The 23,426-nt window shown below is 42.6% G+C and carries 17 protein-coding genes; 6 read left to right on the forward strand and 11 right to left on the reverse strand.

What is annotated here, in order from left to right; genetic code table 11:
- Positions 1 to 2: 2 nt before the first annotated feature.
- The 3 genes from fadB to BVC89_RS17545 form a co-directional block, all read right to left on the reverse strand.
- Complete coding sequence (gene fadB, locus BVC89_RS17535; RefSeq protein WP_086932437.1) at positions 3 to 2,168, reverse strand: fatty acid oxidation complex subunit alpha FadB; 2,166 nt, start codon at positions 2,166 to 2,168, stop codon at positions 3 to 5.
- 443 nt (positions 2,169 to 2,611) lie between these two features.
- A complete protein-coding gene (locus BVC89_RS17540; RefSeq protein ID WP_086932438.1) occupies positions 2,612 to 3,217 on the reverse strand; it encodes a helix-turn-helix domain-containing protein in 606 nt (201 codons plus the stop codon).
- A gap of 121 nt (positions 3,218 to 3,338) precedes the next feature.
- A complete protein-coding gene (locus BVC89_RS17545; RefSeq protein WP_086932439.1) occupies positions 3,339 to 5,183 on the reverse strand; it encodes a beta-ketoacyl synthase in 1,845 nt (614 codons plus the stop codon).
- Between the two features lie 146 nt (positions 5,184 to 5,329).
- On the opposite strand from BVC89_RS17545, the gene BVC89_RS17550 reads away from it, so the two are divergent.
- Positions 5,330 to 6,334 (forward strand): GlxA family transcriptional regulator, encoded by a 1,005-nt coding sequence (locus BVC89_RS17550; RefSeq protein ID WP_086932440.1) that lies wholly within the window; start codon positions 5,330 to 5,332, stop codon positions 6,332 to 6,334.
- A 95-nt stretch (positions 6,335 to 6,429) separates the two neighbouring features.
- Here the strand turns inward: BVC89_RS17550 and BVC89_RS17555 are convergent, their stop codons facing one another.
- Positions 6,430 to 6,900 (reverse strand): Hsp20 family protein, encoded by a 471-nt coding sequence (locus BVC89_RS17555; RefSeq protein WP_086932441.1) that lies wholly within the window; start codon positions 6,898 to 6,900, stop codon positions 6,430 to 6,432.
- 194 nt (positions 6,901 to 7,094) lie between these two features.
- Here BVC89_RS17555 and BVC89_RS17560 point away from each other — a divergent pair, with 194 nt between their 5' ends.
- Positions 7,095 to 7,376 carry a DUF503 domain-containing protein gene (locus tag BVC89_RS17560; RefSeq protein ID WP_086932442.1) on the forward strand — a complete coding sequence of 94 codons (282 nt, stop codon included), beginning with the start codon at positions 7,095 to 7,097 and terminating at the stop codon, positions 7,374 to 7,376.
- 18 nt (positions 7,377 to 7,394) lie between these two features.
- Here the strand turns inward: BVC89_RS17560 and BVC89_RS17565 are convergent, their stop codons facing one another.
- Positions 7,395 to 8,294 (reverse strand): TIGR01777 family oxidoreductase, encoded by a 900-nt coding sequence (locus tag BVC89_RS17565; protein WP_086932443.1) that lies wholly within the window; start codon positions 8,292 to 8,294, stop codon positions 7,395 to 7,397.
- A 284-nt stretch (positions 8,295 to 8,578) separates the two neighbouring features.
- On the opposite strand from BVC89_RS17565, the gene hpf reads away from it, so the two are divergent.
- From hpf to ppnP, 3 genes are all read left to right on the forward strand, one after another.
- Positions 8,579 to 8,896, forward strand: a complete 318-nt coding sequence (gene hpf, locus BVC89_RS17570) for a ribosome hibernation-promoting factor, HPF/YfiA family (protein ID WP_086932444.1) — start codon at positions 8,579 to 8,581, stop codon at positions 8,894 to 8,896.
- A 168-nt stretch (positions 8,897 to 9,064) separates the two neighbouring features.
- Entirely contained in the window at positions 9,065 to 9,757 is a 693-nt protein-coding gene (locus tag BVC89_RS17575; protein WP_158658004.1) for a GGDEF domain-containing protein, read from the forward strand.
- Between the two features lie 2 nt (positions 9,758 to 9,759).
- Positions 9,760 to 10,044: a pyrimidine/purine nucleoside phosphorylase gene (ppnP, locus tag BVC89_RS17580; RefSeq protein ID WP_086932446.1), complete on the forward strand. Its 285-nt coding sequence runs from the start codon at positions 9,760 to 9,762 to the stop codon at positions 10,042 to 10,044.
- Positions 10,045 to 10,081: 37 nt separating this feature from the next.
- Here ppnP and BVC89_RS17585 read toward each other — a convergent pair whose 3' ends face one another.
- Genes BVC89_RS17585 through rlmKL form a run of 3 tightly spaced genes read right to left on the reverse strand, consistent with a single transcriptional unit; the run spans position 10,082 to position 15,068 of the window.
- Positions 10,082 to 10,828 carry a metallophosphoesterase family protein gene (locus tag BVC89_RS17585; protein ID WP_086932447.1) on the reverse strand — a complete coding sequence of 249 codons (747 nt, stop codon included), beginning with the start codon at positions 10,826 to 10,828 and terminating at the stop codon, positions 10,082 to 10,084.
- A 5-nt stretch (positions 10,829 to 10,833) separates the two neighbouring features.
- Positions 10,834 to 12,840, reverse strand: a complete 2,007-nt coding sequence (uvrB, locus tag BVC89_RS17590) for an excinuclease ABC subunit UvrB (protein ID WP_086932448.1) — start codon at positions 12,838 to 12,840, stop codon at positions 10,834 to 10,836.
- Between the two features lie 41 nt (positions 12,841 to 12,881).
- Positions 12,882 to 15,068: a bifunctional 23S rRNA (guanine(2069)-N(7))-methyltransferase RlmK/23S rRNA (guanine(2445)-N(2))-methyltransferase RlmL gene (gene rlmKL, locus BVC89_RS17595; protein WP_086932449.1), complete on the reverse strand. Its 2,187-nt coding sequence runs from the start codon at positions 15,066 to 15,068 to the stop codon at positions 12,882 to 12,884.
- A gap of 288 nt (positions 15,069 to 15,356) precedes the next feature.
- Here rlmKL and rmf point away from each other — a divergent pair, with 288 nt between their 5' ends.
- A complete protein-coding gene (rmf, locus tag BVC89_RS17600) occupies positions 15,357 to 15,560 on the forward strand; it encodes a ribosome modulation factor (protein WP_086932450.1) in 204 nt (67 codons plus the stop codon).
- 92 nt (positions 15,561 to 15,652) lie between these two features.
- On the opposite strand, the gene BVC89_RS17605 is transcribed toward rmf, so the two are convergent.
- The 3 genes from BVC89_RS17605 to BVC89_RS17615 all read right to left on the reverse strand — a co-directional run bounded on the left by BVC89_RS17605 (position 15,653) and on the right by BVC89_RS17615 (position 21,932).
- On the reverse strand, positions 15,653 to 16,687 hold the full coding sequence (locus BVC89_RS17605) for a quinone-dependent dihydroorotate dehydrogenase (protein ID WP_086932451.1): 1,035 nt from the start codon (positions 16,685 to 16,687) through the stop codon (positions 15,653 to 15,655).
- Between the two features lie 105 nt (positions 16,688 to 16,792).
- Entirely contained in the window at positions 16,793 to 16,999 is a 207-nt protein-coding gene (locus BVC89_RS17610; protein ID WP_342752186.1) for a DUF2835 domain-containing protein, read from the reverse strand.
- 79 nt (positions 17,000 to 17,078) lie between these two features.
- The gene (locus tag BVC89_RS17615) at positions 17,079 to 21,932 is read right to left on the reverse strand and encodes an NAD-glutamate dehydrogenase (protein WP_245929130.1); all 4,854 of its coding nucleotides are present in this window, start codon (positions 21,930 to 21,932) and stop codon (positions 17,079 to 17,081) included.
- Positions 21,933 to 23,426: the final 1,494 nt, after the last annotated feature.

The raw sequence follows: 23,426 nt of genomic DNA on the forward strand, positions 1-23,426 counted from the left end.
AGCTATTCTCCTTTATCCGCAGTGTAATAGGTAGCGCCAGATTCGAGCATAGCTTTCATACCTTCAGTTAATTGATAAATAGGCCCTAACTCTGCGAGGGGTTCGGCCATTTTTGCAAATGCAGCCATACCCATTTCATCTAGCCAACGGAAAACACCGCCTCTAAATGGAGGGAAGCCTACACCATAAATTAGCGCCATATCCGCTTCGGCGGCCGATGCGACAATACCTTCTTCAAGACAACGAGCAAGCTCTGTTGCCATAGGCACCATCATACGAGCAATAATTTCTTCATCGCTAAACTCTTTGCGCTCGGCAACATGGGGTTTCAGCAATTCATAAGTTTCTTCAGATACAGTTTTTTGTGGCTTGCCTTTTTTATCGGGAACATAAACATAGAAACCTTTACCATTCTTCTGGCCGTAACGCTCGTTTTCGAACATCACATCCCCAGCAGCTTTAAAGGTTTTACTCATACGATCTGGAAAACCGTCAGCCATAACTTTTTCTGCATGAACGCCGGTATCAATGCCGACAACATCCATTAGGTAAGCCGGGCCCATTGGCCAACCCCAACGCTCCATCACCTTATCTATCTGCTGGAAATCGGCACCGTCACGCATCAACATACTGGAGCCCGCAAAATATGGGAATAACACGCGATTAACTAAAAACCCAGGGCAGTCATTGACAACAATGGCCTTTTTACCCATCGCATTAGCGTAAGCAACTGTTCGAGCGACCGCTTGTTCGGAAGTTTTCTCACCGCGAATGACTTCCACCAGAGGCATAGCGTGCACAGGATTGAAAAAGTGCATACCGCAAAAATTTTCAGGGCGCTTCAAAGCTTCAGCTAGGAAATCAATGGAGATAGTCGAGGTATTGGAGCACAGAATAGTATCGTCAGAAATTTTTCCTTCTACTTCAGCTAATACTGCATGTTTTACTTTCGGATTTTCAACGACAGCCTCAACAACAATATCAACGCTATTAAAATCATCGTAGCCTAAGGCAGGATCAATTCTATTTAATACTTCTGCCATTTTTTCGGCAGTTAAACGACCACGGCTAACACGTTTAGTGAGCAATTTTGACGCTTCAGCCAAGCCTAGATCGATACCGGACTGGTTAATGTCCTTCATGACAATGGGAACGCCTTTATAGGCAGACTGGTAAGCAATACCGCCCCCCATGATACCAGCACCCAAGACAGCGGCTTTCTCCACCTTTTTATCAGCGGCCTTTTCTAATTTCTTGGCTTTCTTGCCAATAATTTGATCGCTGATAAATAAGCCTACTAACGAACCTGCCACAGAAGTCTGTGACATTTCAGTGAAAATTCCCGTTTCAACTTTGATGGCTTCATCACGGCCTAATTTGGCACCATCCTGCATCGATTTGATAGCAGCGACAGGCGCCGGATAATTGCGCCCAGCCTGAGCTTTAACAAAGGCTTTGGACGTTTCAAATGCCATCAAAGCTTCAATATCATTATGTAACAGAGGTGATTTTTTACGTTCTTTACGCTTGAGGTAATCCAGTTTACCATCGATTGCGCGCGTCAATGTATCAATAGCCGCCGTACGCAAATTCTCGGGCGCAACAACACCGTCGACAACACCTGCTTTAAGAGCAGCATCTGGCTTATTTTCTTTGCCGCTAGCAATCCATTCTACAGCTGTATCGAGTCCTGCTAGACGAGGTAGACGCACTGTTCCACCCCAACCTGGAATAATCCCTAGCTTAACTTCGGGTAAACCAACTTTTGCAGCGGTGCTGGCAATACGGAAATCACACGACAAGATAATTTCCATGCCTCCGCCTAAAGCATAGCCATTGACTGCCGCCAGCGTAGGTATAGATAAGTCTTCAATTCGAGTAAAAATACTGTTGGTTACTGCAACTGACTCTTTAATAGCATCAGTGCCTTTTTGAAATAGCGGTACAAACTCCATAATATCTGCACCGACAATAAATACATCTTTTGCACTTGTTAACAAGAGACCTTTAATATCACTGGCATTCTCAACGATGCCCACAGCTTCTTGTAACTCAGTTAGGGTAAGGGTGCTGAATTTGTTAACCGATTCACCCTGAAGATCGAACTGAAGCTCGGCAATCCCATTATCGAGTTGAGTAAGCTTGATCGCTTTACCATCAAATAACATTTTATCCCCTTTTTTCTCTAATTATTGCGGACGGGACTTGTCGTCAGCCAGTTAATAAAAAATGAAGCCTATGTTTTAAATATTTCACCATCACATAAACAGGACAGTCATAATACCTAAATGAAGTAAGGCAATGCAGCAGCATAATTTATAAAAAATGTGCAACGATGCTTGCCATATTCTGCTCTTTTAAACACATACCTGACAACGACTCTACCGTTATAGAAAGCGGTGGCGTATTAAGGTTCACTTGTATTTTGAACAAAAACTAAAATGTTTATTCGTAATAACGCGACCGCGACAGGTAACGCATGATGACTCAAAGAATTTCCTTTCAGCAAGGTAATTATGCGCCAAGTTGAATGGCCATTGTGATCTATCAATTCTGAAACATACATGACTCATAAAAATGAAACTTCTGACGCCAGCAGACTGTTGAACAATCACCTATTCGTTATTGCACATACTACCTTGCATACGCCTTCACCATTATTGATAAGGGTATGATCCCGATTTAAGCAGAAGTTGAAACCATCACCACTATTAAGCTGATAACGGATACCGTCTAAATGCAGTTCTATGCTGCCAACTATTAATATGCCGCCAACAAAACCATTGTGCGCCAACCAATCTGAATTTATGCGAGCACCAGGCTGATAACTTTGTTCGGCTAACAAAATACCGTCGCGCCTACTCCCCATCGACAGTGGCAACATGCGGATTTCTACCTGGCTCTGATTGACGATAACAAATTCATCCGCTTGGATAACCGTCGGCGAAGACTCGGCTGGTTCGGAAAAGAATTCTTGTAAAGAAATTGGAAAAGCATAGAGAATTTTTTCAAGAGAGCCTACAGAAGGGCTCACTTTTCCCTGCTCTATCATCGATAAGGTGCTATTTGTGACATTGGCGCGACGAGCCAGCTCACGCTGGGATAAACCAAACTTTTTGCGCAAAGCATGAAGCCGTGCACCGATAGAGTCACTGAAATCTTTACCTACATCAGATGCAGTTGGATGATCTTTAAGTGTGCTGTCTGTCTCGTTCATGGCAAGACTATATATCCCTTTAATCAACCATGCTAGAGTTTGTCCACACTAATTCCAAATGCGTATTTAAAGGCGGTAAACTAGGGCTAGTTCAAATACACTTAAACGCATTTTTTGGCCGCTAAAAGTTTGCAAAGCCCTCATCGTTTTCCAAGCTTATCGCACATTCGTAGCCGGGAATTTGAATACGATTGGTATTAACTTCTATCTTATCCTCATCAACGAGTTTATTGCCAAACTCATAAATGGGATCAAACTTACCTTTATCGGCAAACGTCAAATAATCGCCTATATTTATTTCTGTTTTCTCAAGCTTGTTTTGATATTTCGCCATTGTGGATTTGTCGTGGCGCTTTTGCCAGTATCTCTTGACAACATCCGGTGAGAAAATTGTCGCTGTCGCATTGTTACCACCAAAACCTTTTGAATTTAAAAATACCGCATCAGTCTGAGCCCTATCTAAAGCCAAATCCTGCGTGGGAATGGTCAAGCGCTCGTCAAAAATATCACCCGCCACATGGGACAATGTTTTTATACCCGGTAAAATATCATGTTCAAATATTCCTAAAGTAGCTGCTAATTGGTCTCCGCTAGCGGCAGCCAACGAATGCCCCAAATAGGATTTAACTGCACCAACGGGCCAAGAATGAATATTGAAAGCTTTTGCCACTGCGTCAAAGATTTTGGATTCCGTCACTCTATTCTGAGGAGTACTTGAGCCATGGGCTTGCACCAAGGTACGATTCTGTAAAGCCTCTTCTCCCAACAATGTGCGTACCAATCCCAAAGACTTAGCCATGGTGATATAGTTGCCTGCTCCAGGTGCAGAGATAGATCTTTTATAACCATCAGCATTAACATAGACAGCGGGAACCGCACCATATACCTTCGCTCCCAACTCCAGCGCCAACTCATCAGACATCAACATTACATATTGGCTAGACTCGGCGAGGGTAAAACCACAGTTTTCACCAAAGGGACGGCTAGCCCGACGATGGTCAGTCACCTCTGAAGCATCGAGCTTTTGCAAGTCCGCATCACTGGCCAAGGCCCCCATAGCACCATAGCCATCAATAATTTCGGGAATAATTGGCGCTTCACTAGCACCGACTAAAGCAACCAAACGTCGTCCGCTGCGTATGTCTTCAGCGCCCTGGCGTAAGTTATATAAGAATGTTGCACAGGCACCGGTTACACCGCCAGTGGAACCCATACTACCGAGCACATAAGCATTGATAAAATCGGCAGGCATGGTATTTAGGCCCAAAGCAACTTGTTTCGAGGTCGCTCGACTGCCGCCGCTGCGACCATTAAACAAGCCACCAAAACCATTATTATCAAGCTGACTCATCAGGCTTGAACTATATACTGAGATCTGATCTGGTGAAATTCGTGAAGTGATATCCTGCCACTGGATCCCCATGGATTTAACCGCATCGGAGGCACCTAAAACAGCCATTTGCAAACCACGAGGATGATTTTTCGAGCGGTATTGTGCCGCTGGATCAAAACCTGAGGGAAGTTGGCCAGCGGCTTTTACAGCGATAGACTCATAGGTGTCTATTTTAACTTCCTGATTATCGAGGATACTCACTTTATAATTTCGCCCCTCTTCATCAAGGGGCTGCACCTGCCAATTACCGGGGATTCGTGTTGGCAACTGACGACGAGACACCTCAAACTCCACAGGTTTCGCTGCCGAACCAGGCAACATATAGCGCTTAGCCAATGGTGTGTTATCAGCATCAAAATAGCTTGGTTCAATCTTACGAATCAAAGTACCCTGTTCTACTTGTTCAGCACAGGCATTATCCAAACCCATCATGTTCGCTAAACCAGACAAGGTTTTTTGCCGTGCACCCACATCTAAGCTCTCTAAAATCATACGGCAATAGGCTTGATGGCCGGAACTACGACCGGCAGCGTTAAAACCGCCGAACCCAACAATTACTGGTAATTTAGACATTACGAATCCCCTAGATGTCTTTGCGCCAATGTGTATTTTTTGCAACAGTGTAATGAAGCAGAATGATTAAAACCTTGGGATTTAAGCCAAAAAACCATGGTATATTGGCCACCATTAACATAATCACTGCAGTAAGTAGATAAGATATGCTCAACATCACATTTATCTTGTGCCGCCAAATGCTAGCCACTAGCGTCTCTCTACCTCTTGAGCAGTTGAAGGCGGCACAAGCACAAGCTTATTCTGAAACACCCAAAAATATGCGTGCAGGGCAAGCGACCTTAAATATCAAACTAGCATCATTGGATGGTGAGCCGGTCAAGACACACACGGGATTAGTTTTTACACCAGATGCTTCGGCATTGGACATCAACAACAGCGACATCATTTACTTACCTGCGCTATGGCGTAACCCTCGGCCTGTGCTTGCACAGAATGCAGCTCTATTACCTTGGCTTCGCCAACAGGCAAAAAAAGGAGTACTTATTGCGGGCGTTGGCACCGGTTGCTATTTAATGGCAGAAGCAGGACTACTGGATAATAAGGCTGCCACAACCCATTGGCATTACTTTGATCAATTTAAAAAGCGCTACCCCAAAGTCAATTTAAAACAAGAGTATTTCATCACTCAGGCTGATAATCTATTTTGTGCTGGCAGTATTAACTCCTTAGCAGATTTAACGATACATTTTATTCAACGTCATTTTTCACCAGACGTGGCGAGTAACGTAGAACGTCATTTTTTTCATGAAATACGGCGTGCTTATGACAGCTCAGTCTTTTATCAAGAAATTGTTAAAGCACATCCAGATGAAGATATTGTACGCATGCAAACGTGGCTTAACGACAACCATTCAAAAGACGTAAAAATGCAAGATCTGGCGAAGCAATTTGGTATGAGTATAAGGACTTTTAATAGGCGATTTAAAAATGCAACTGGCATTTCACCGCTCAACTACTTACAGAAAATTCGCATGGAAATTGCCAAAGATTTACTACAGACCACCAACCTGTCCATTAGCGAGATGATGTATAAAGTGGGCTATCACGATATCGCACATTTTAATACGCTATTTAAAAAACATCACGGCACTACGCCTGGACAATATCGCACTACGGTTAGAGCTAAATTATTTACCCTTAATAATTAACAATAAAATAATAACAAAAATTGCATTGTATATTTCGGAATAATCTTTGGTTAAGTATGAGGCTCAAGCCCCATACTTAACTCAAGCATTAAAAGTTAAGCAACCTTTTCAGCTGTTTTCTCGATAAATGCTGACTTTTTATCAGTACTGTTAATCGCAATTGTTCGTGGTTTCATAGCTTCAGGTATCTCTCGCACTAAATCTATATGCAGCAAACCATTTTCCATACTTGCGTTTTCAACACGTACATAATCTGCTAACTGAAAGCGTCTCTCGAAATTTCTTGCAGCAATACCTTGATGCAAAAACTGCTGATTTCTATTAGCGCTTTCTTTCTTGCCTGTCACGGTCAAATTATTTTGCTTAATCTCAATATTGAGTTCAGACTCGGTAAAACCCGCAACAGCCATTGTGATTCGGTATTCATCCTCACCTATTAATTCAATATTGTAGGGGGGATAGGATGTCTGCCCTTGTTCGGTACGGCTAATATTGTCAAGCAAGCTGGCAATACGATCAAAGCCAATGGCAGAACGGTAAAGTGGGGAAAAATCAAATTCTCTCATAATCAATATCCTCATTAAGAGCAATAATTTAGTTTGCGACTTATCACTATGATCAAGTCAGTAAATACATTAGAATTTACTTATGTTTTTAGAAAGATAACTAGAAACATAAGTGTTTTAGTAAACCTCTCATTGAGCAGGCTCATTTCTTAACATGGTGTCGATCTAGAGTTTTTCAAGAAAAAAATTAAAAAATGTTTATCGCTATATTAGAAATCAAATTTTATTTACATGGTTGTTTATCGCTAAAAGAGAAACGCCATAGGATCGGCGGCTTGAGAGATAAATATGGTTCTAACAAAAACCTGGCCGTATGCGAAAGTGGCACGCTAGACTCAAAGCAAAGAGCTGAGTTATCTTTTGTTTGCGCGGCAAACGATAAGAAAACGGTAGAATCTATTTTGTCAAAAATAATCGACTACTGTGAAAGTAGCATCGACGCTGAACTGACCCACCACAAAATTGAGTGGGTCTAAAATAAGCGGCGACAGGCCCTAAACACTTGCTGCAAGAGCGCCATCAAGATACTGATGTTGAAAGTGATAACCTGCTTGCTGTAAACGCGTTGGGAGTACTTTTTGCCCACCAAGCAAAAGTTCTCGCGCCATATCCCCCAAACCAATAGATAGCAAAAAGCTAGGAGTAGGAATAATCGTCGGTCGCCTCAAAGTTTTTCCCAAAGTTGAAGCAAAATCGCGCTGTTGCACAGGATTAGGGGAAGAGAGATTGTAAATGCCACTCATGTGTTTATTATCGATAATATGTAAAATGGCATTTACAACATCATCCATATGAATCCATGAGAACCACTGGCTACCGTCACCTATAGCTCCCCCTAACCCCATGCGGTAAATGGGCAATAGTTTTTTCAAGACACCACCGTGTCCAATAACAACCCCCAGGCGCGCAATGGCTAAACGTGTAAACTCTGCAATTTCATTGGCTTCCAACTCCCAGCGTTGACACAAACTGGCGGCATAACCTACACCCACTTCGCAGGCCTCATCTTTATCCTCATCACCTAAGCCATAAAAACCGATAGCAGAAGCATTGATAAACACATGCGGACACTGTTCTTCCTTTTTTACCTGCTCAATCAAATCACGCGTCAAAGTGATGCGACTGTTTTCCAGCTCTTGTTTTCTTGATTGTGACCAACGTTTATCCGCAATCGGCGCCCCTGCCAGATTTACTAGAGCAAACACAGGCTCCTCTATATCCGCATAGTTTAAAACATAGCTAATTTTCTCATTTGATCGCTTTTTTTCGGGATGACGACTTTGAATGACTACCTTATGTCTATCCGAGCGAGACAACCAGGCTTTGCTTAATTCGGTGCCAATAAAGCCTGTGCCACCGGTCAAAAAAAGTACTTTATTGAAAACATTACTCATCTTTACGCCTATTTTCGTCGATATTAAGAGTACTCATATGCAAAGCACTCGAGGTATTAACCATAGAAAAAACAGTCTTCTTCCTGCTTATACCCGTTTTCGCAAAAAAAAAATCATAATATTCTTAAAAAGTCCTTGAAATTTTTATTACAGAAGTCAATATAGGAGTGTGGCCACATTATTTTAAGCACTTGATTTTGAGAAGCTAGCTTTACTTTTCTAGACGATTTTCGTTTAGGAATACGCTAGTAAATTGAACGGCAAATAATGGAGGTAAGCCTATTATGAAGGCTAATGCAGACGTTGTATATCGCGATTTCGATGCGTCACCTGCACTAAATGACATCATCTATAAAAAGATCGAAAAACTCCACAGATTCTCTGATTCTATCATTCATAGCCGCGTTGTATTAGACGCCCCTCACAAACACAAGCACAAAGGCAAGTTGTTCCGAGCGTCTATTGAGCTGGGAGTAAAAGGCTCTCCCATTACTGTATCTCAAGACGATCCATCTGTGCATATCGCTGTCAGAAATGCGTTCTCTGCATTAGAAAGGAGATTAAAAGAAGCTTCTGCGAAAAGAAAAGACACCCGTCATTAATATTTATTAAGTACGAATAGTCTAATTAATCATATCCCAATATTCGCCACCCGCGAATAAGCCCCTCTAAGCAAGGGTTCCGTCCCTTCTTAGAGGTTGCGCTGGAACACTCCCATCTTTAACGCTATAGTAATAAATATATAAATATCAGCGTTAGGTTTGCAGCAATTGGGGACAAACAACACACCAGAAAAAATATCGGGCTGTCCATTGGGCAATGCCAGCTGTCCCATCGACGAAACAATTGCGGCTTTAAAACAAGAAATTCAACAACTCAAGCAGCAGGTTAGCACTGATCCTCTTACCGGCTTATTTAATGTTCGCCATTTGCGCTTTACTTTAGAGCAAGAGATGGAGCGAACTTATCGCAGCCATCAGCCCACAACCTTTATCATTCTCGATGTAGATCATTTTAAAAGGGTTAATGATAATTATGGCCATGTGGTAGGCGATAAAGTTTTAATACATCTCGCATCGTTAATAAAAACGGAAGTGAGAAAAATTGATATCCCTTGCCGCTATGGTGGCGAAGAGTTTGCCGTAATACTCCCCTCCACTCCTATTTTAATTGGTATTCAGGTAGCTGAACGTATAAGAAAGAAAATTGAAGAAACGCCCTTTATAGATCATGAACACAATTTAGCTATTACCATAAGTGCAGGCATCGACTCCTTCACTCGCAAACAAAATAGAAGTCTCGATGACTTTATTGACGGAGCAGACCAACAGCTATATAAAGCTAAACAACTAGGTCGTAATCGCATTCATCACGCCTCAGAGAAAGCTGCAATAAAATCTGAAGTGACACAAAGCGAAAAAGATGCCCTGTTCAATCAATTATCAGACGATAGCGAGGAGTGAAAATGCCAGATGTAAATGAGTACTTTGACGGTAAGGTTAAATCCATAACACTAACAACTAGGACATTACCGGCAACTGTAGGCGTCATGGAAGCGGGAGAGTATCGCTTTACCACAGACTGTAAAGAAATTATGACTATCGTCTCAGGAGAATGTCAGGTCAAGTTACCACAGAATGATAGTTGGCACACCTTTATTGAAGGCCAGGTGTTCGAGGTCGAAGCACATCAATCCTTCGAGCTAAAACTTGACATCGATGTGGCATATCTCTGCCAATATATTCGCTAGGTCCGGTTAACAGTAATTTAATTACTCCTGTTTGCAATCAAACAGCACGCCCGCTACTGAGTGCAAAGGCCCAGTCTTCTCGGCCATGACTAAGCGCAAGATCTACTGCTGGAGCGACATCGTAGGGAACTTTAACTAGCTCCACTTTCCATTTTTGCGCGGCTGTTTTTTCTAAAATAGCGTAAGAAGCCATACTGCTATACGTTTCCATCATATGCTGGCATGGCAATTCATCGCTATAAGCGGGCAAGCCGACGCTGCCTGGATTAACAATGGTTTGCCCCGTTTGTAATTGCACCACGCGAGGGATGTGGGTATGACCACATAAAATAATCTCTGATTTTTGACCCGCAAGATACTCACTAATTTCCTGCTCCGGGCGTAGCTGAGGCTGACCACTTTGCACATCTTCCAAAAGATAAATCAGATCACTCGTCGGAGTACCATGACAGCAATATACCTCTTTAGAAAACTGTCGATCTTTCGGTAACGCACGCATCCAAGCGACGGCTTGATCATTAAGGTCATCAAAAATAAATTTGAGTGTTGGATTAGCATCAATATCTTTTTGAGAAGCATCAAAAATCTGTCGATCCTGATTACCCGCGATAGTAATAAAATCAAACTGCTGCAAGTACTCGAAAGTTTCCTGGGGTGCGATCGGGCCGTAAAGAATATCACCAAGATTAAACATAGCATCCACTTTGCGACAAAGCACATCATCCATAACTGCGCGTAACGCATAAATATTGCTATGAATGTCTGACAGTACTGCAATTTTCATCGATCTTACATTACCTGAGTTTTTAATTGTTGAATACGATCTCTAAGATCCGCGGCTTTTTCAAAATCCAAATCTTTAGCTGCAGCAAACATTTCTTTTTCCAAGGCTTCAATATGCTCCCATGGAGATTTACCATCCGGAACATCTAGCGCGTAATCGCGAGTTTTTTCTGCCACCTTACGTTTCTTGTTGCCTGCCTTCGCCCCTGGTGCTCTGGCGCCCTCCATAATATCAGCCACAGACTTTTTAATGCCTTTAGGCACAATGCCATGTTGCTCATTAAAAGCCGTTTGTTTGCTGCGGCGGCGCTCAGTTTCGTCGATCGCACGCTGCATTGAATCGGTCACTCTATCGGCGTACAAAATCGCTTTGCCGTTAACATTCCGGGCAGCTCGACCGATGGTCTGAATAAGCGAACGATCCGAACGCAAAAAGCCTTCCTTGTCCGCATCAAAAATTGCTACGAGTGATACCTCGGGCATATCCAGGCCTTCACGTAACAAGTTTATTCCCACCAATACATCAAATTCACCTATTCTCAAATCACGGATAATTTCCACCCGCTCAACCGTATCAATGTCTGAATGCAAATAACGCACTCGTGTTCCGTGTTCCATTAAATACTCGGTAAGATCTTCCGCCATGCGTTTTGTTAACACGGTAATTAATACTCGCTCGTCTGCCGCGACACAACGACTTATCTCCGACAAGCAATCGTCAACCTGTGTTTGCGCGGAGCGGATTTCGACAATAGGATCGAGTAATCCTGTGGGGCGAACAACTTGCTCGATGACCTGCCCCTGATGTTCTTCCTCATATTTGCCAGGTGTTGCCGAAACAAAAATCATTTGCGGAGCTAAACGTTCCCATTCATCAAAGCGTAAAGGGCGATTATCTAAAGCAGAAGGAAGACGAAAGCCATATTCAACTAAAGTTTCCTTACGGGAACGGTCACCTTTATACATAGCGCCAATCTGCGGCACGGTAACGTGAGACTCATCTAATACTAGCAGAGCATCTGCAGGCAGATAGTCAAATAATGTAGGTGGTGGCTCACCACTTTCCCGACCAGATAAATAACGGGAATAGTTTTCAATGCCGGTACAATATCCCAACTCTTGCATCATTTCTAAGTCGTATTTAGCACGCTGCTCCAGCCTTTGGGCTTCTACCAACTTATCAATTGAGCGTAATTGTTTTAGACGTTCTTTTAATTCATCTTTAATGCCATCGATAGCTTCTAATATACGTTCACGAGGAGTGACGTAGTGGGTCTTTGGATAAATAGTGTAGCGTGGTACCTTTTGAAAAACTTCACCTGTGAGCGGATCAAAGATAGAAATCTGTTCTACTTCATCATCAAATAATTCAATGCGCATGGCTTCGGCACTGGAATCTGCGGGAAAGACATCGATCACATCCCCCCTCACGCGATAGGTGCCACGACGAAAGTCTGTCTCATTGCGCTCATACTGTAACTCGGCGAGGCGACGCAAAATTTGGCGCTGATCCAAAGCATCACCTCGCACCACATGTAGCATCATCTTCATATACGATTGAGGATCGCCCAAACCGTAAATAGCCGACACCGTCGCCACCACTATAGAGTCCTTGCGCTCCATAAGAGCCTTGGTAGCCGACAAACGCATCTGTTCGATATGTTCATTTACCGATGCATCTTTATCGATAAATGTATCTGAAGATGGCACATAGGCTTCCGGTTGATAGTAGTCATAGTAAGAAACAAAGTACTCAACCGAGTTATCGGGAAAAAACTCCCGTAATTCTCCATAAAGTTGCGCTGCAAGCGTTTTATTATGGGCCATGACAATAGTGGGACGCTGTACTTTTTGTATAACATTAGCAATGGTGAAAGTTTTACCTGAACCTGTCACCCCTAATAATGTCTGGTGGGCAAGACCGGCATCCAAGCCTTGCACCAAACCATCTATTGCAGTCGGCTGATCACCTGCAGGACTGTACTTACTTTTGATGTTAAATAGCTTCGACATATGATGTTTAACCAATATTGAGTATCAAGGGTTAACAAACGCTAATGTTGAAATTTCCAACACTTATGTATTTTTGTATTACGTTCAAAATCTGGATCTAGTGTATCCATAGTAATATCTTCTACTTTATATCGCTGGATAATTGTATTATCTATTTTAAAAGTTCTCAGATTAGTAGAAAAATAAAGTGTACCCTTCGGGGTCAATAGTTCCATACAGCGATTAATTAATGTCATATGATCTCGCTGCACGTCCAATACTGTTGAAGTTTTTTTGGAATTAGAAAAAGTTGGCGGGTCTAACATAATTAAGTCAAAACCTTCTCGACACTGCTGCAACCACTGTATACAGTCAGCCCGCACTAGGCTATGACGCTGGCTATTAATATTATTCTTCTCATAGTTCAACTTCGCCCAAGACAAATATGTATTGGACATATCCACACTGACGGAAGACTGCGCACCACCTAGCGCCGCATGAACACTGGCGCTTGCGGTATAGCAAAATAAATTGAGAAAACGCTTACCCATTACTTCATTAGCAATACGTTTGCGCAAAGGCCTATGATCCAAAAATAAACCTGTATCAAGATAATCGGTTAAATTCACTAATAGCTTGGCATTAAATTCACGCACTTCAAGAAAATCGCTTGTACGCAGATCTTTGCCTAATTTTTCATACTGCGACTTACCCCGGGTGCGCATACGTGTCTTAGGTATTATCTTTTCAGATTCTGATTTAAATGCGTGAATTGTCGCATGAATAATATCATCGAAGCGCCTACGTGCTTTATTTTGATCAATATTCTTGGGTGCTTGATATTCTTGGACATGATAGTGATCACCATAAATATCAATTGCCGCCGCATATTCAGGTATATCAGCATCGTAAACACGATAACATTCAACCCCCTCTTTTTTTCGCCATTTTTCCAGCCGCCGTTGATTCTTTAATAAACGATTGGACACCATAGTGGCGCCTTCAGATAAGGGGCTTGACGCTGGATCACGATCTTCGCGCAACGTCGCCTCACTGGCAACGATATCAAAGATGGAAAGTTCACTTTGGATAGTACCGTTGAGAAATTGATATTTAGATTGAGCACGCAAGCGCATTTCTTTTGTAAGATCACGATTGCCACTAAAAATCGCCACTTGCCAGCCGGCAAGCTCTTGTTTGACAAGCTTACCTAACAAACGGTAATCGTCTCGCAACGCTTCAATTTCACCTAAACGTTCACCGTAAGGTGGGTTACATATCAATAAACCTGATTTAATTGTATCGTTGACAGGTTTAGTAAAATTCTTCAGTTCCTGTGTTGCCACTTTAATACAGTGGCTAAGCTTAGCATTGGTAATATTGTGATTGGCATGACGCAGTACGTGGGAGTTCTGGTCATAACCAATGATCATCGGAAAGTTTACATCTTCAACAGAGCGACTCTGAGATTGCACATGAGTCTTTACCGTTTGCCAAAGTGTTTCATCATGCTCCAATAATTTTTCAAAGCCGAATTTTTTGCGCAATAAACCAGGCGCAATATTGGCAGCCATCAATGCCGCTTCTATAAGAATGGTTCCAGAACCACACATAGGATCTAATATGGCAATACGCTGCCCCTGTACACGGGCCTGGGCTACTTTTTCTGGCCACTTGGCACGATATAAAAGTGCTGCTGCCAGATTTTCCTTTAGTGGTGCTGCACCTTGTCTGTCACGGTAACCACGACGATGAAGACTGTCTCCTGACATATCAATAGAGATGATTACCGCCGCTTTTGTCAGGCGCACATTGATGCGTATATCAGGAAAATGCTTATCAATGGAGGGGCGATGATTTTCTCGGCGCAAAAAATAATCCACAATCGCATCTTTGACTTTTTGTGCACCAAATTGTGTGTTGCGAATTTCATCATTACTGCCGATAAAATCTACCACAAAATTACAATCGTAAGAAAAGTAGCTATGCCACTGAATATTTAAGGCAATGCGGTATAAATCCTCTGCCGTCATACCCTTTTCTCGGGCAATCGGCATAAGTATACGATTAGCTAAACGAGAACGAAGACACACTTTATACATGTCTTCTAAGGTAGCGCTAAAAAAAACGCCCGCACTGGTCTGCCGCACATCACTAACACCAAAATCTATTAGCTCGGCCTCTAATAGTTGTTCCAGTCGCTTTGGGCAACTGGCAAAATATTCTCGCTGAGTATTTTTTTCAATCATTATTCAAACCGGCCATATAAGAGTCTCTTGCTATAAAAATTTATTCGTTCACTTTTACTTCGGGCTTTGGGACACTACCTGTCCGCTTGTGCGGAATATTAAGGGTCCATTCGGCTCTGTCCTAGCGGGCACGCTGGCAGTGGCTACTCAAATCCCTTTATTTTAAGGGCATTTATTGATAGCCGCCACGTGCTCGGCTGACGTATACACCATACAGTATATAGTTAGACAGATATTCGAAATAAACGACCGCCCTTTTCAACCATATGTCCTTAAGGTAACTCGCCTATGAAACGCCAAAAACGAAACAGCACCGATCGCGCACTCACAAAAGGCTATCAAGCCGGAGTAGCTGGCAAATCGAGAACACTTTGTCCGCATGATAACGGTGAGGCACGACATATGTGGTTAAGTGGTTGGCGCACGGGTCGGGAAGACCACTGGAATGGTTATAACACTCTGGCGCAAGTCCAGAAGCTTAACAATATGTAAGATACTTATACAACTTATTCTATCCATTCTCTTACCTATTATCACTAAGACACAGGAATCTTCAACTTAGCCAGATTCCTGTGTTATCTCATTTAGCTCGACGATACATCGTAAACCGACCTTATACGCTCTACTGACTCAGATATCAGTTCTGGGCCGCGATAAATAAAGCCACTATAGAGCTGCACTAGGCTCGCGCCTGCGGTCATTTTTTCCAACGCTGCGTCGCCATCCATAATGCCTCCCACACCTATAATGGGGATTTCGCCCTTAAATTTTAGCGCTAAATGGCGAATAGTATCCGTAGATTTCAAACGCACAGGTGCGCCACTTAGCCCGCCCGCTTCGTCTCTGTATCTCGACGATTCCACCCCTTCCCGACCGATGGTGGTATTGGTCGCGATAACACCATCGACCTTATGCTCCAATAATTTATCAGCCACTTCATCCAGCTCTTGTTCACTCATATCCGGTGCAATTTTAACCGCTATCGGAACTCGGCGATGATGTTGCAAAGTCAACTGCTCCTGCTTTTGTTTAATACCGTTTAGTAATTGATCAAAGGCTTCACCAAACTGTAAGGTACGAAGTCCAGGAGTGTTTGGGGAAGAAATATTTACCGTAATATAGTCAGCGTAGGGATAAACCGCCGTCATACACAACTCGTAATCAGATAAAGCATCCTCCTGGGGAGTATCCTTATTTTTCCCAATGTTAATGCCTAAGACGCCTTGAAAACGTCTTGTTTTTACTTGTTCTACCAGATGCTCAATACCTTTGTTGTTAAAGCCCATACGATTGATAATGGCACGCTCTTGGGTTAAGCGAAAAAGCCTCGGCTTAGGATTACCCGCTTGTGGCTTTGGAGTTACAGTACCAATTTCCACAAAACCAAAGCCCATGGAACCTAAGGCATTATAGTAATCGCCATTTTTATCAAGTCCCGCCGCCAAACCAACAGGATTAGGAAAACGCAAACCCATCACCTCTACAGGGTGGTCTGCAACCTCCTGACAAAAAAACTTAAGCAGGTGCAAACGTTCAGCTGCACCCAGTGCATCGAGCGATAGTTCATGAGAAACCTCAGGGTCGAGACAAAAAAGTAACTTCTTGGCAAATGCATACATAGGTAATAGTCAGGCTAAAAGATAGTGATTAATGTCGCAGAAGGATACAGAAAAGAGAAGGAGCAGAAAAGCGTGTTAAAAGACTAAAAAACAGTCACGGGTAGATCATGAAACCCGATCTATTCTAAGAAATTTCATGTTTTTATCAAAGTAGATACAAAAGGCACCAGATACGCCATCGCGTGTAACAAAAGGCCTTAACACCTGTGCAGGAAAACGGATAGTTCGTCTATCTCGGGAGCGAGCAAGCACGCTGCTCGCTGATCCCTGATAGAGCTTGAGATATTCCTCAGCAGAAATATTCAAATCCACAATAATCGAACTACCCGCAAACGACATCACACTATATTATGAAAATAAAACGCCTTACTTTTAATCGCTTAAGCTCTCCTTATAAGCTTTCACATTGCTCCGTTGCTTGCACTAAATCCACGAGTTCGCGCAAGGCTACTGAGAACATAGCGTAATCAGTTAACTGTGAACTTTGTACTTCGTTGACCATGGAGCGCCAGCGATTCACCAAATATTTATTCTGTTCGGCCCAAGAACTGTACATATCTTCAACATCGCGTTTGCCTTTTAAACGCAGCAACGATACGGTCAACTTACGCAGTTGTGTTTCGAGGTCATCGATATAGCTCTCACGCGCTAAAGCCTGCCAATAGGATTCAACGCGCACATTGGAAATTTGCGTAGCAAACCAATCGAGACTGAGACGATCTAGTAGTAAAAAGAAAACACGAGATGCATCTTTTAACTTGGCTTTGGTACAAATCGAAGCCTCGACAATACTTAAGCCAGAAAATAAATTACCCGGCATAGACAAAGGTAATACCCACTCGTCCAATACTTTATTGACACTAAGGTAATCGCGACGCTCTTGCCATTCCTCTTGTGCTTGTCCCGTGACCACGTCCTGAGCATTTTTTTGCACACCTGCAAGCCCTTCTTGAAATATGGCCACTTCTTTTGCCAGGTTTAAACCAGAGCGTCGATTGCGTAAGAACCACCGCGTACCACGACGAACACGGCGAATCATATTGGCCATCAACTCATATTGAAACTCAGCCGGCACTTTATTATCAAGGGATTTAATATAGCCTTGGAATTTTTCAAACTGGAAGACATCGCGGGAAATAATATAGGCCCGAGCTACATCGGCAAGAGAAGCTCCAGTTGTCTCCAGTAAACGGTGTCCAGCAGTAATACCCAAATTATTGATCAAGTCATTAGCCACTTGGGTGCCCACAATTTCACGTTTTAAACGATGATTATGGATTTCCTCAGAATATTTCTTAATGAGCTTTTCTGGAAATGCGGTTTCTATTTCCTTAGCAATATAGGCATTATCAGCGATATCTGAAGCAATAAGTATCTCCTTCATCATCACTTTGGCATAAGAAATTAACACCGACAACTCCGGGCGAGTAAGGCCTTTGCCATGTCCCTGACGTTCTACAATCGTCTCGTCAGAGGGCAAAAACTCTAACTGCCGATCTAAACGCCCTTCCCCCTCAAGGAAAGTAATAAAACGGCGATACTCAGTAATACGCTTACTAACACTATGCTCCGCTAAGCTTATTGACAGCGTTTGGCGATAATTATTTTGCAGAACTAAGTCAGATACCGCATCGGTCATATTGGCGAGGAATTTATTACGCTGCTTAGAGGTTAAATCTCCATTGGAGACTAGCTCGTCTAACACAATTTTAATATTTACCTCGTGGTCAGAACAGTCTACTCCCGCTGCATTATCAATAAAGTCTGTATTACATGCTCCGCCATTGAGTTCAAATTCTACACGACCTAGTTGAGTGAGGCCTAGATTACCTCCTTCCCCAAAGACCTTACAGCGCAATTCATTACCATTAACACGTAAACTATCGTTAGCTTTATCACCAACATCGCTATGGGTTTCCCAACTGGCTTTAACATAGGTACCAATACCACCGTTCCAAATAAGATCTACCGGCGCTTTTAATAGCTCTGAAATTAAGTCGTTGGGTGCAAGCTTATCGGCACTAATATTAAAGGCTTTTTTCATTGCGCCAGTAATTTTAATGGATTTAGCAGCCCGCGAAAAAACACCGCCGCCTTTAGAGATAAGCGATTTATCATAATCTTCCCAGCTGGTTCCAGGAGTCTCAAACAAACGCTTACGTTCGATGAAACTGCTGGCAGAATCAGGGGTTGGGTCGATAAAAATATGCAAGTGGTTAAATGCTGACATCAGGCGGATATGCTCAGATAACAACATACCATTACCAAACACATCACCGGCCATATCACCGATACCAATCACAGTGAAATCTTCATTTTGGACATCCACACCTTTCTCTCGGAAGTGGCGCTGAACTGAAATCCACGCCCCTTTTGCTGTGATCCCCATCCCTTTATGGTCATAACCTTGACTGCCACCAGAGGCAAAGGCATCACCTAACCAAAAGTTGTTATTTTCAGAGATTTCATTGGCAATGTCAGAAAATGTGGCTGTCCCTTTATCTGCTGCAACCACGAGATAAGGGTCATCGGGATCTTTACGAATCACACTTTCAGGGGCAACAACATCGCCTTCGACCAGGTTATCAGTAATATCGAGCAAACCTTGGATAAAGATTTTGTAGCAGGCAATACCTTCATCTAAGAATTCTTGGCGCGACATTGTTTTGCTCAATTTCTTTGCGACAAAACCGCCTTTGGCTCCATTGGGAACAATAACGGCATTTTTTACCTGTTGGGCTTTGACCAGACCTAGCACTTCAGTTCGATAATCCTGCAGTCGATCAGACCAGCGTAAGCCGCCCCTCGCCACTTTACCACCGCGCAAGTGCACACCTTCCATGCGAGGCGAGTAGACAAATATCTCGAACATTGGACGAGGCTCAGGAATATCGGGAATATCTCGCGGACTAAATTTGATGGAGATATAAGATTTATCTTCATCATCCTTATCTTTTTGAAAGTAATTAGTGCGCAAAGTGCCGCTAATCATATCGAGATAGCGGCGCAATACTCTATCTTCGTTGAGGTTGCTGACATCATCCAAAGCATCCAGCACCTTGGTTCTCAATCGTTCGATACGCTCGTCTTTAACACCTTCATTTTTGTTGACGCGGGGATCAAAACTAGCCTTAAAAAGTGCTACCAGATTGCGGGTGATATCCAAGTGGTGAACCAAGGTATCGGCAATATATTCTTGCGTGGTATTAAAACCGATTTGCTTTAAGTAGTTGGCATAAGCGCGCAACATCGTCACTTCACGCCAATTAAGCCGCGCGCCCAACACCAAGCGGTTAAAGGCATCACTTTCGCTCTTGCCGCGCCAAGTGCTGGCAAAAGCCTCTTCAAAATGGCCGCGAGCTGCATGGACATCCACTTTAACGGGCAGACCGAATGCCAATTGGAAATCATGCAGCCATATGACATCGCCGTTCATTTTTTCAATTTTATGGGGTTGTTCACCCAGCACACGAAAACCAAGGTTCTCTAAAATAGGAATAATATCAGACAGCTCCATCGGCTGATTGAGGTGCATGATTTTAAAACGCATATTGTCTTCAGATGCACCGATGGGCCGATAAAGATTCATAGCGATATCATTTTCATCTTTAAGGGCCTCAAGCATACGGATATCCGTGACGGCTGAACGCGCGTCAAACTGTTCCTGATAGCCGGAAGAAAAAGCACTGTGGTAATCATTGAAGGTTTGAATACCTTGGGTTTCGCCGTAATTCTCGACCAGAGCTATTTGCAAATGCTCTTCCCAGTTCTTAGTGATATCGACAATAGCCGCTTCCAACGTCGCCACATCTACATCAACCGGCTTATCGTCTTCTATTCGAAACACAAATTGGGCACGCGCCAGTGTAGATTCGGAGAAGAAAGTGGTGGAATCACATTCATCACTATTGAGGGCCGCCCCTAATAACTTCTCGATTTTGACGCGAATACGTGTGTTATATAAATCTCTGGGTACATACACCATACAATTGACGAAACTGCCAAAGGCATCGCGGCGAACTATTAAACGCACCACGTGACGCTCGTTAATCGAGGCAATACTCCATATATTTTGATACAAGGTCTCTTGATCAGACTGAAATAATTCTTCTTTAGGGAAATTTTCAATGACACGCAGCAAATTCTTACCATAATAGCCCTGCACATCCAAACCCGTGCGTTTTACAACGGCGTCTACCTTCTGGCGCAAGATAGGGATTTGCGTGGGCGACATATTAAATACCGCATAAGTGAACAGCCCTAAAAAGCGCACTTCGCCACAGACCTTACCTTTGTCATCATATTTTTTAACGACAATATAATCAGGGTATACACTGCGATGAATATTTGAGCGAGTGGAAGACTTGGAGAAAAATACTACGTCTTTACCCTTATGGAAGCTTTCCATACCGGGGTTAGAACTTATATCAACCACATCACTGGTACCATCAATCTTGTGAAAAATACCCAGGCGCTCCTCGCATTTCTCCTGCAAACCTAGCTTGCGACCTTTGCGTACCACATCGTATTCGCGATACCCCAAAAAGGTAAAATGGGATTCCTGCAACCATTTAAGAAAGGATATAGACTCAGCAGCCGATTTGTGATTTTCGGCGACATTACCGCAAATATGTTCCAGCTTAGCTAAGATATTTCGGTAGTCACTCACCACTTTGTCGGCATCATGTAATACATTCATGACCGAGCGTTTAATATCTGCCAACTCTTTTTCATCAGTATGTAAGCTGGTTTCTATATAAATAAGCGCCTCTTTGCTAGTTTTGTCGGCATCGACAGCGGCAGGGTCTGACTCAACTTTTACAAACCCCCCTTTAGCATTGCGCTTAACACTCATCACTGTGCTTTGCACAACATGAATGGGGATGTCTCGACGATTTAGTTCCAAACGGATGGAATCCACTAAAAATGGCATATCCTTTTGCAAGACTGTGATCACCGTGCGCCCACACATCCAGCCATGCTCATCGAGGTTAGGATTAAACACTTGCACATTGGGCGCTTTAGTAATGCCCGGCTGGATGAAATGCAGTAAACCATATAAGAAGCCATGTAAATCACTCAACTCTCGCCCTAGCCAAGCATCCATAGGAAAGAAGGATAAGTAGAATTCAGCAAATTCAAGTATGGACTTAGCCTCAGTGGCCTTAAGCTTGCCTTCTAAAAAAGACGTGTAATTTTTCATCAAAACAGCACGATCGCCGACGTGACCCGCGTTTATTTCCACAGTTTTTTCCTCGTTTTTGTGGATTTAACAAATCTTAAATAAGAATAGTCTATTTAAGAGTGACATGAATTAAAGCGAGCACAAACACGCTTTAGCTCCTTAATAAGTCATGAGGGGAAAGCCCAAACGAATAAAGCCACAATAAGCTCCCCTCTCTATGTTGAAATGCAGCAAATAGGATAAAGTCGATTCAAGCGGCCTATTGTTATTATTCCAGTTAAGGTTATTGTGGCTATATGGTAGCTATATAACAGATATAAGAATAAAAAATAGAAACGTTGCTCCTCTTATCGAGAGCCTATCGGCACAAGCGTCCAATAGAGATTTCCACCCCAAATGTTGCACCTGCGTAAAAACAAGTATTGGAATTCACGGCTCGCTACAGGAAACAAAGAAGGAACAAGCATTCAAGCTCTATCATTCTCAGCTTGTTTTCTATTTACCGCCTATTAACTGTCTCTATTATCTTATTGACCACTGCCCATTGGCTAATCTCTATTGAGTATTTACTTCTTAACTTATTCCAATAGACCCAACTTTTACTCTAAACCTATTTTTCTACTTTATCTCGATTTTAGCCTTACACTTTTTTACCAACGCATTTCTAGCATAAACAATTTTTTTGATTTTTTATCCAAAAAAGCAGGCCTCAGGTCTGCTACAAATCAGGTTTGAGTTTATCGCGTTTTCACCATAATAGTGCAAGTCTTTTTAACATTTGAATTTAAAAATTAAAATGTGTTTAGCAAACTGCCTTACGCAAAAATATATTTTTCAAGAAGCACAGGACAAGCAATATAATTTGTCACGATTGGCTAGTAAAACATTAGCAGCTGTTCAAGCTTATCGAGCCATATTACAAAAGACAGCCTGTTTTTTTCATCAATGCGTTAACAACAATTATTTTTATTATCTGTCATTCACACAATGCATAAAGATATGAAGCAAATGTGACGCTCAACTGTTATGACGCTCAACTGTATAGAAGCAAGAGTAAAGCATATACATTCACAACCATATAAGTTAAAAACTTTACAAGTGAAATAAATATGTTCGAAAGTTAATCAACAGCAGTGAGCCATGCGGATGTGTTGAGTTCAACAACAACTGGACATTTAAAGTTTTAGCGAATTAGCCGCAAGAAAATAGTCTCAAACAAAACACCCCCATCATTCCTAAAAGCTGACCTTTATGATTGCTCTCTATAGACGTAGCACAAAACCATATGAAGTATATGGATGCTAGGGTCAGGGTCGATAAAGGTTGAAGTCCATCACACCGTCATTTATTACCAGCGTCAAATAGTGTGCATGTTTTGCTCGACCGTCAATAGGTGCTGAGATGTACTCTTCATTTCTGCCAAGCTAGTATAATAAAGGTGTCCCAGAGCTATTGATTATTGCCGCCAACGACCTTACATACCACTATGGTCGTGCCAACCAGTGTCACGGCACGGGAGTATTGGTGCAAATATCAGCAATATCATAGGCTGTG

The organism is Agarilytica rhodophyticola, from assembly GCF_002157225.2.
Classification (GTDB): Bacteria; Pseudomonadota; Gammaproteobacteria; order Pseudomonadales; family Cellvibrionaceae; genus Agarilytica; species Agarilytica rhodophyticola.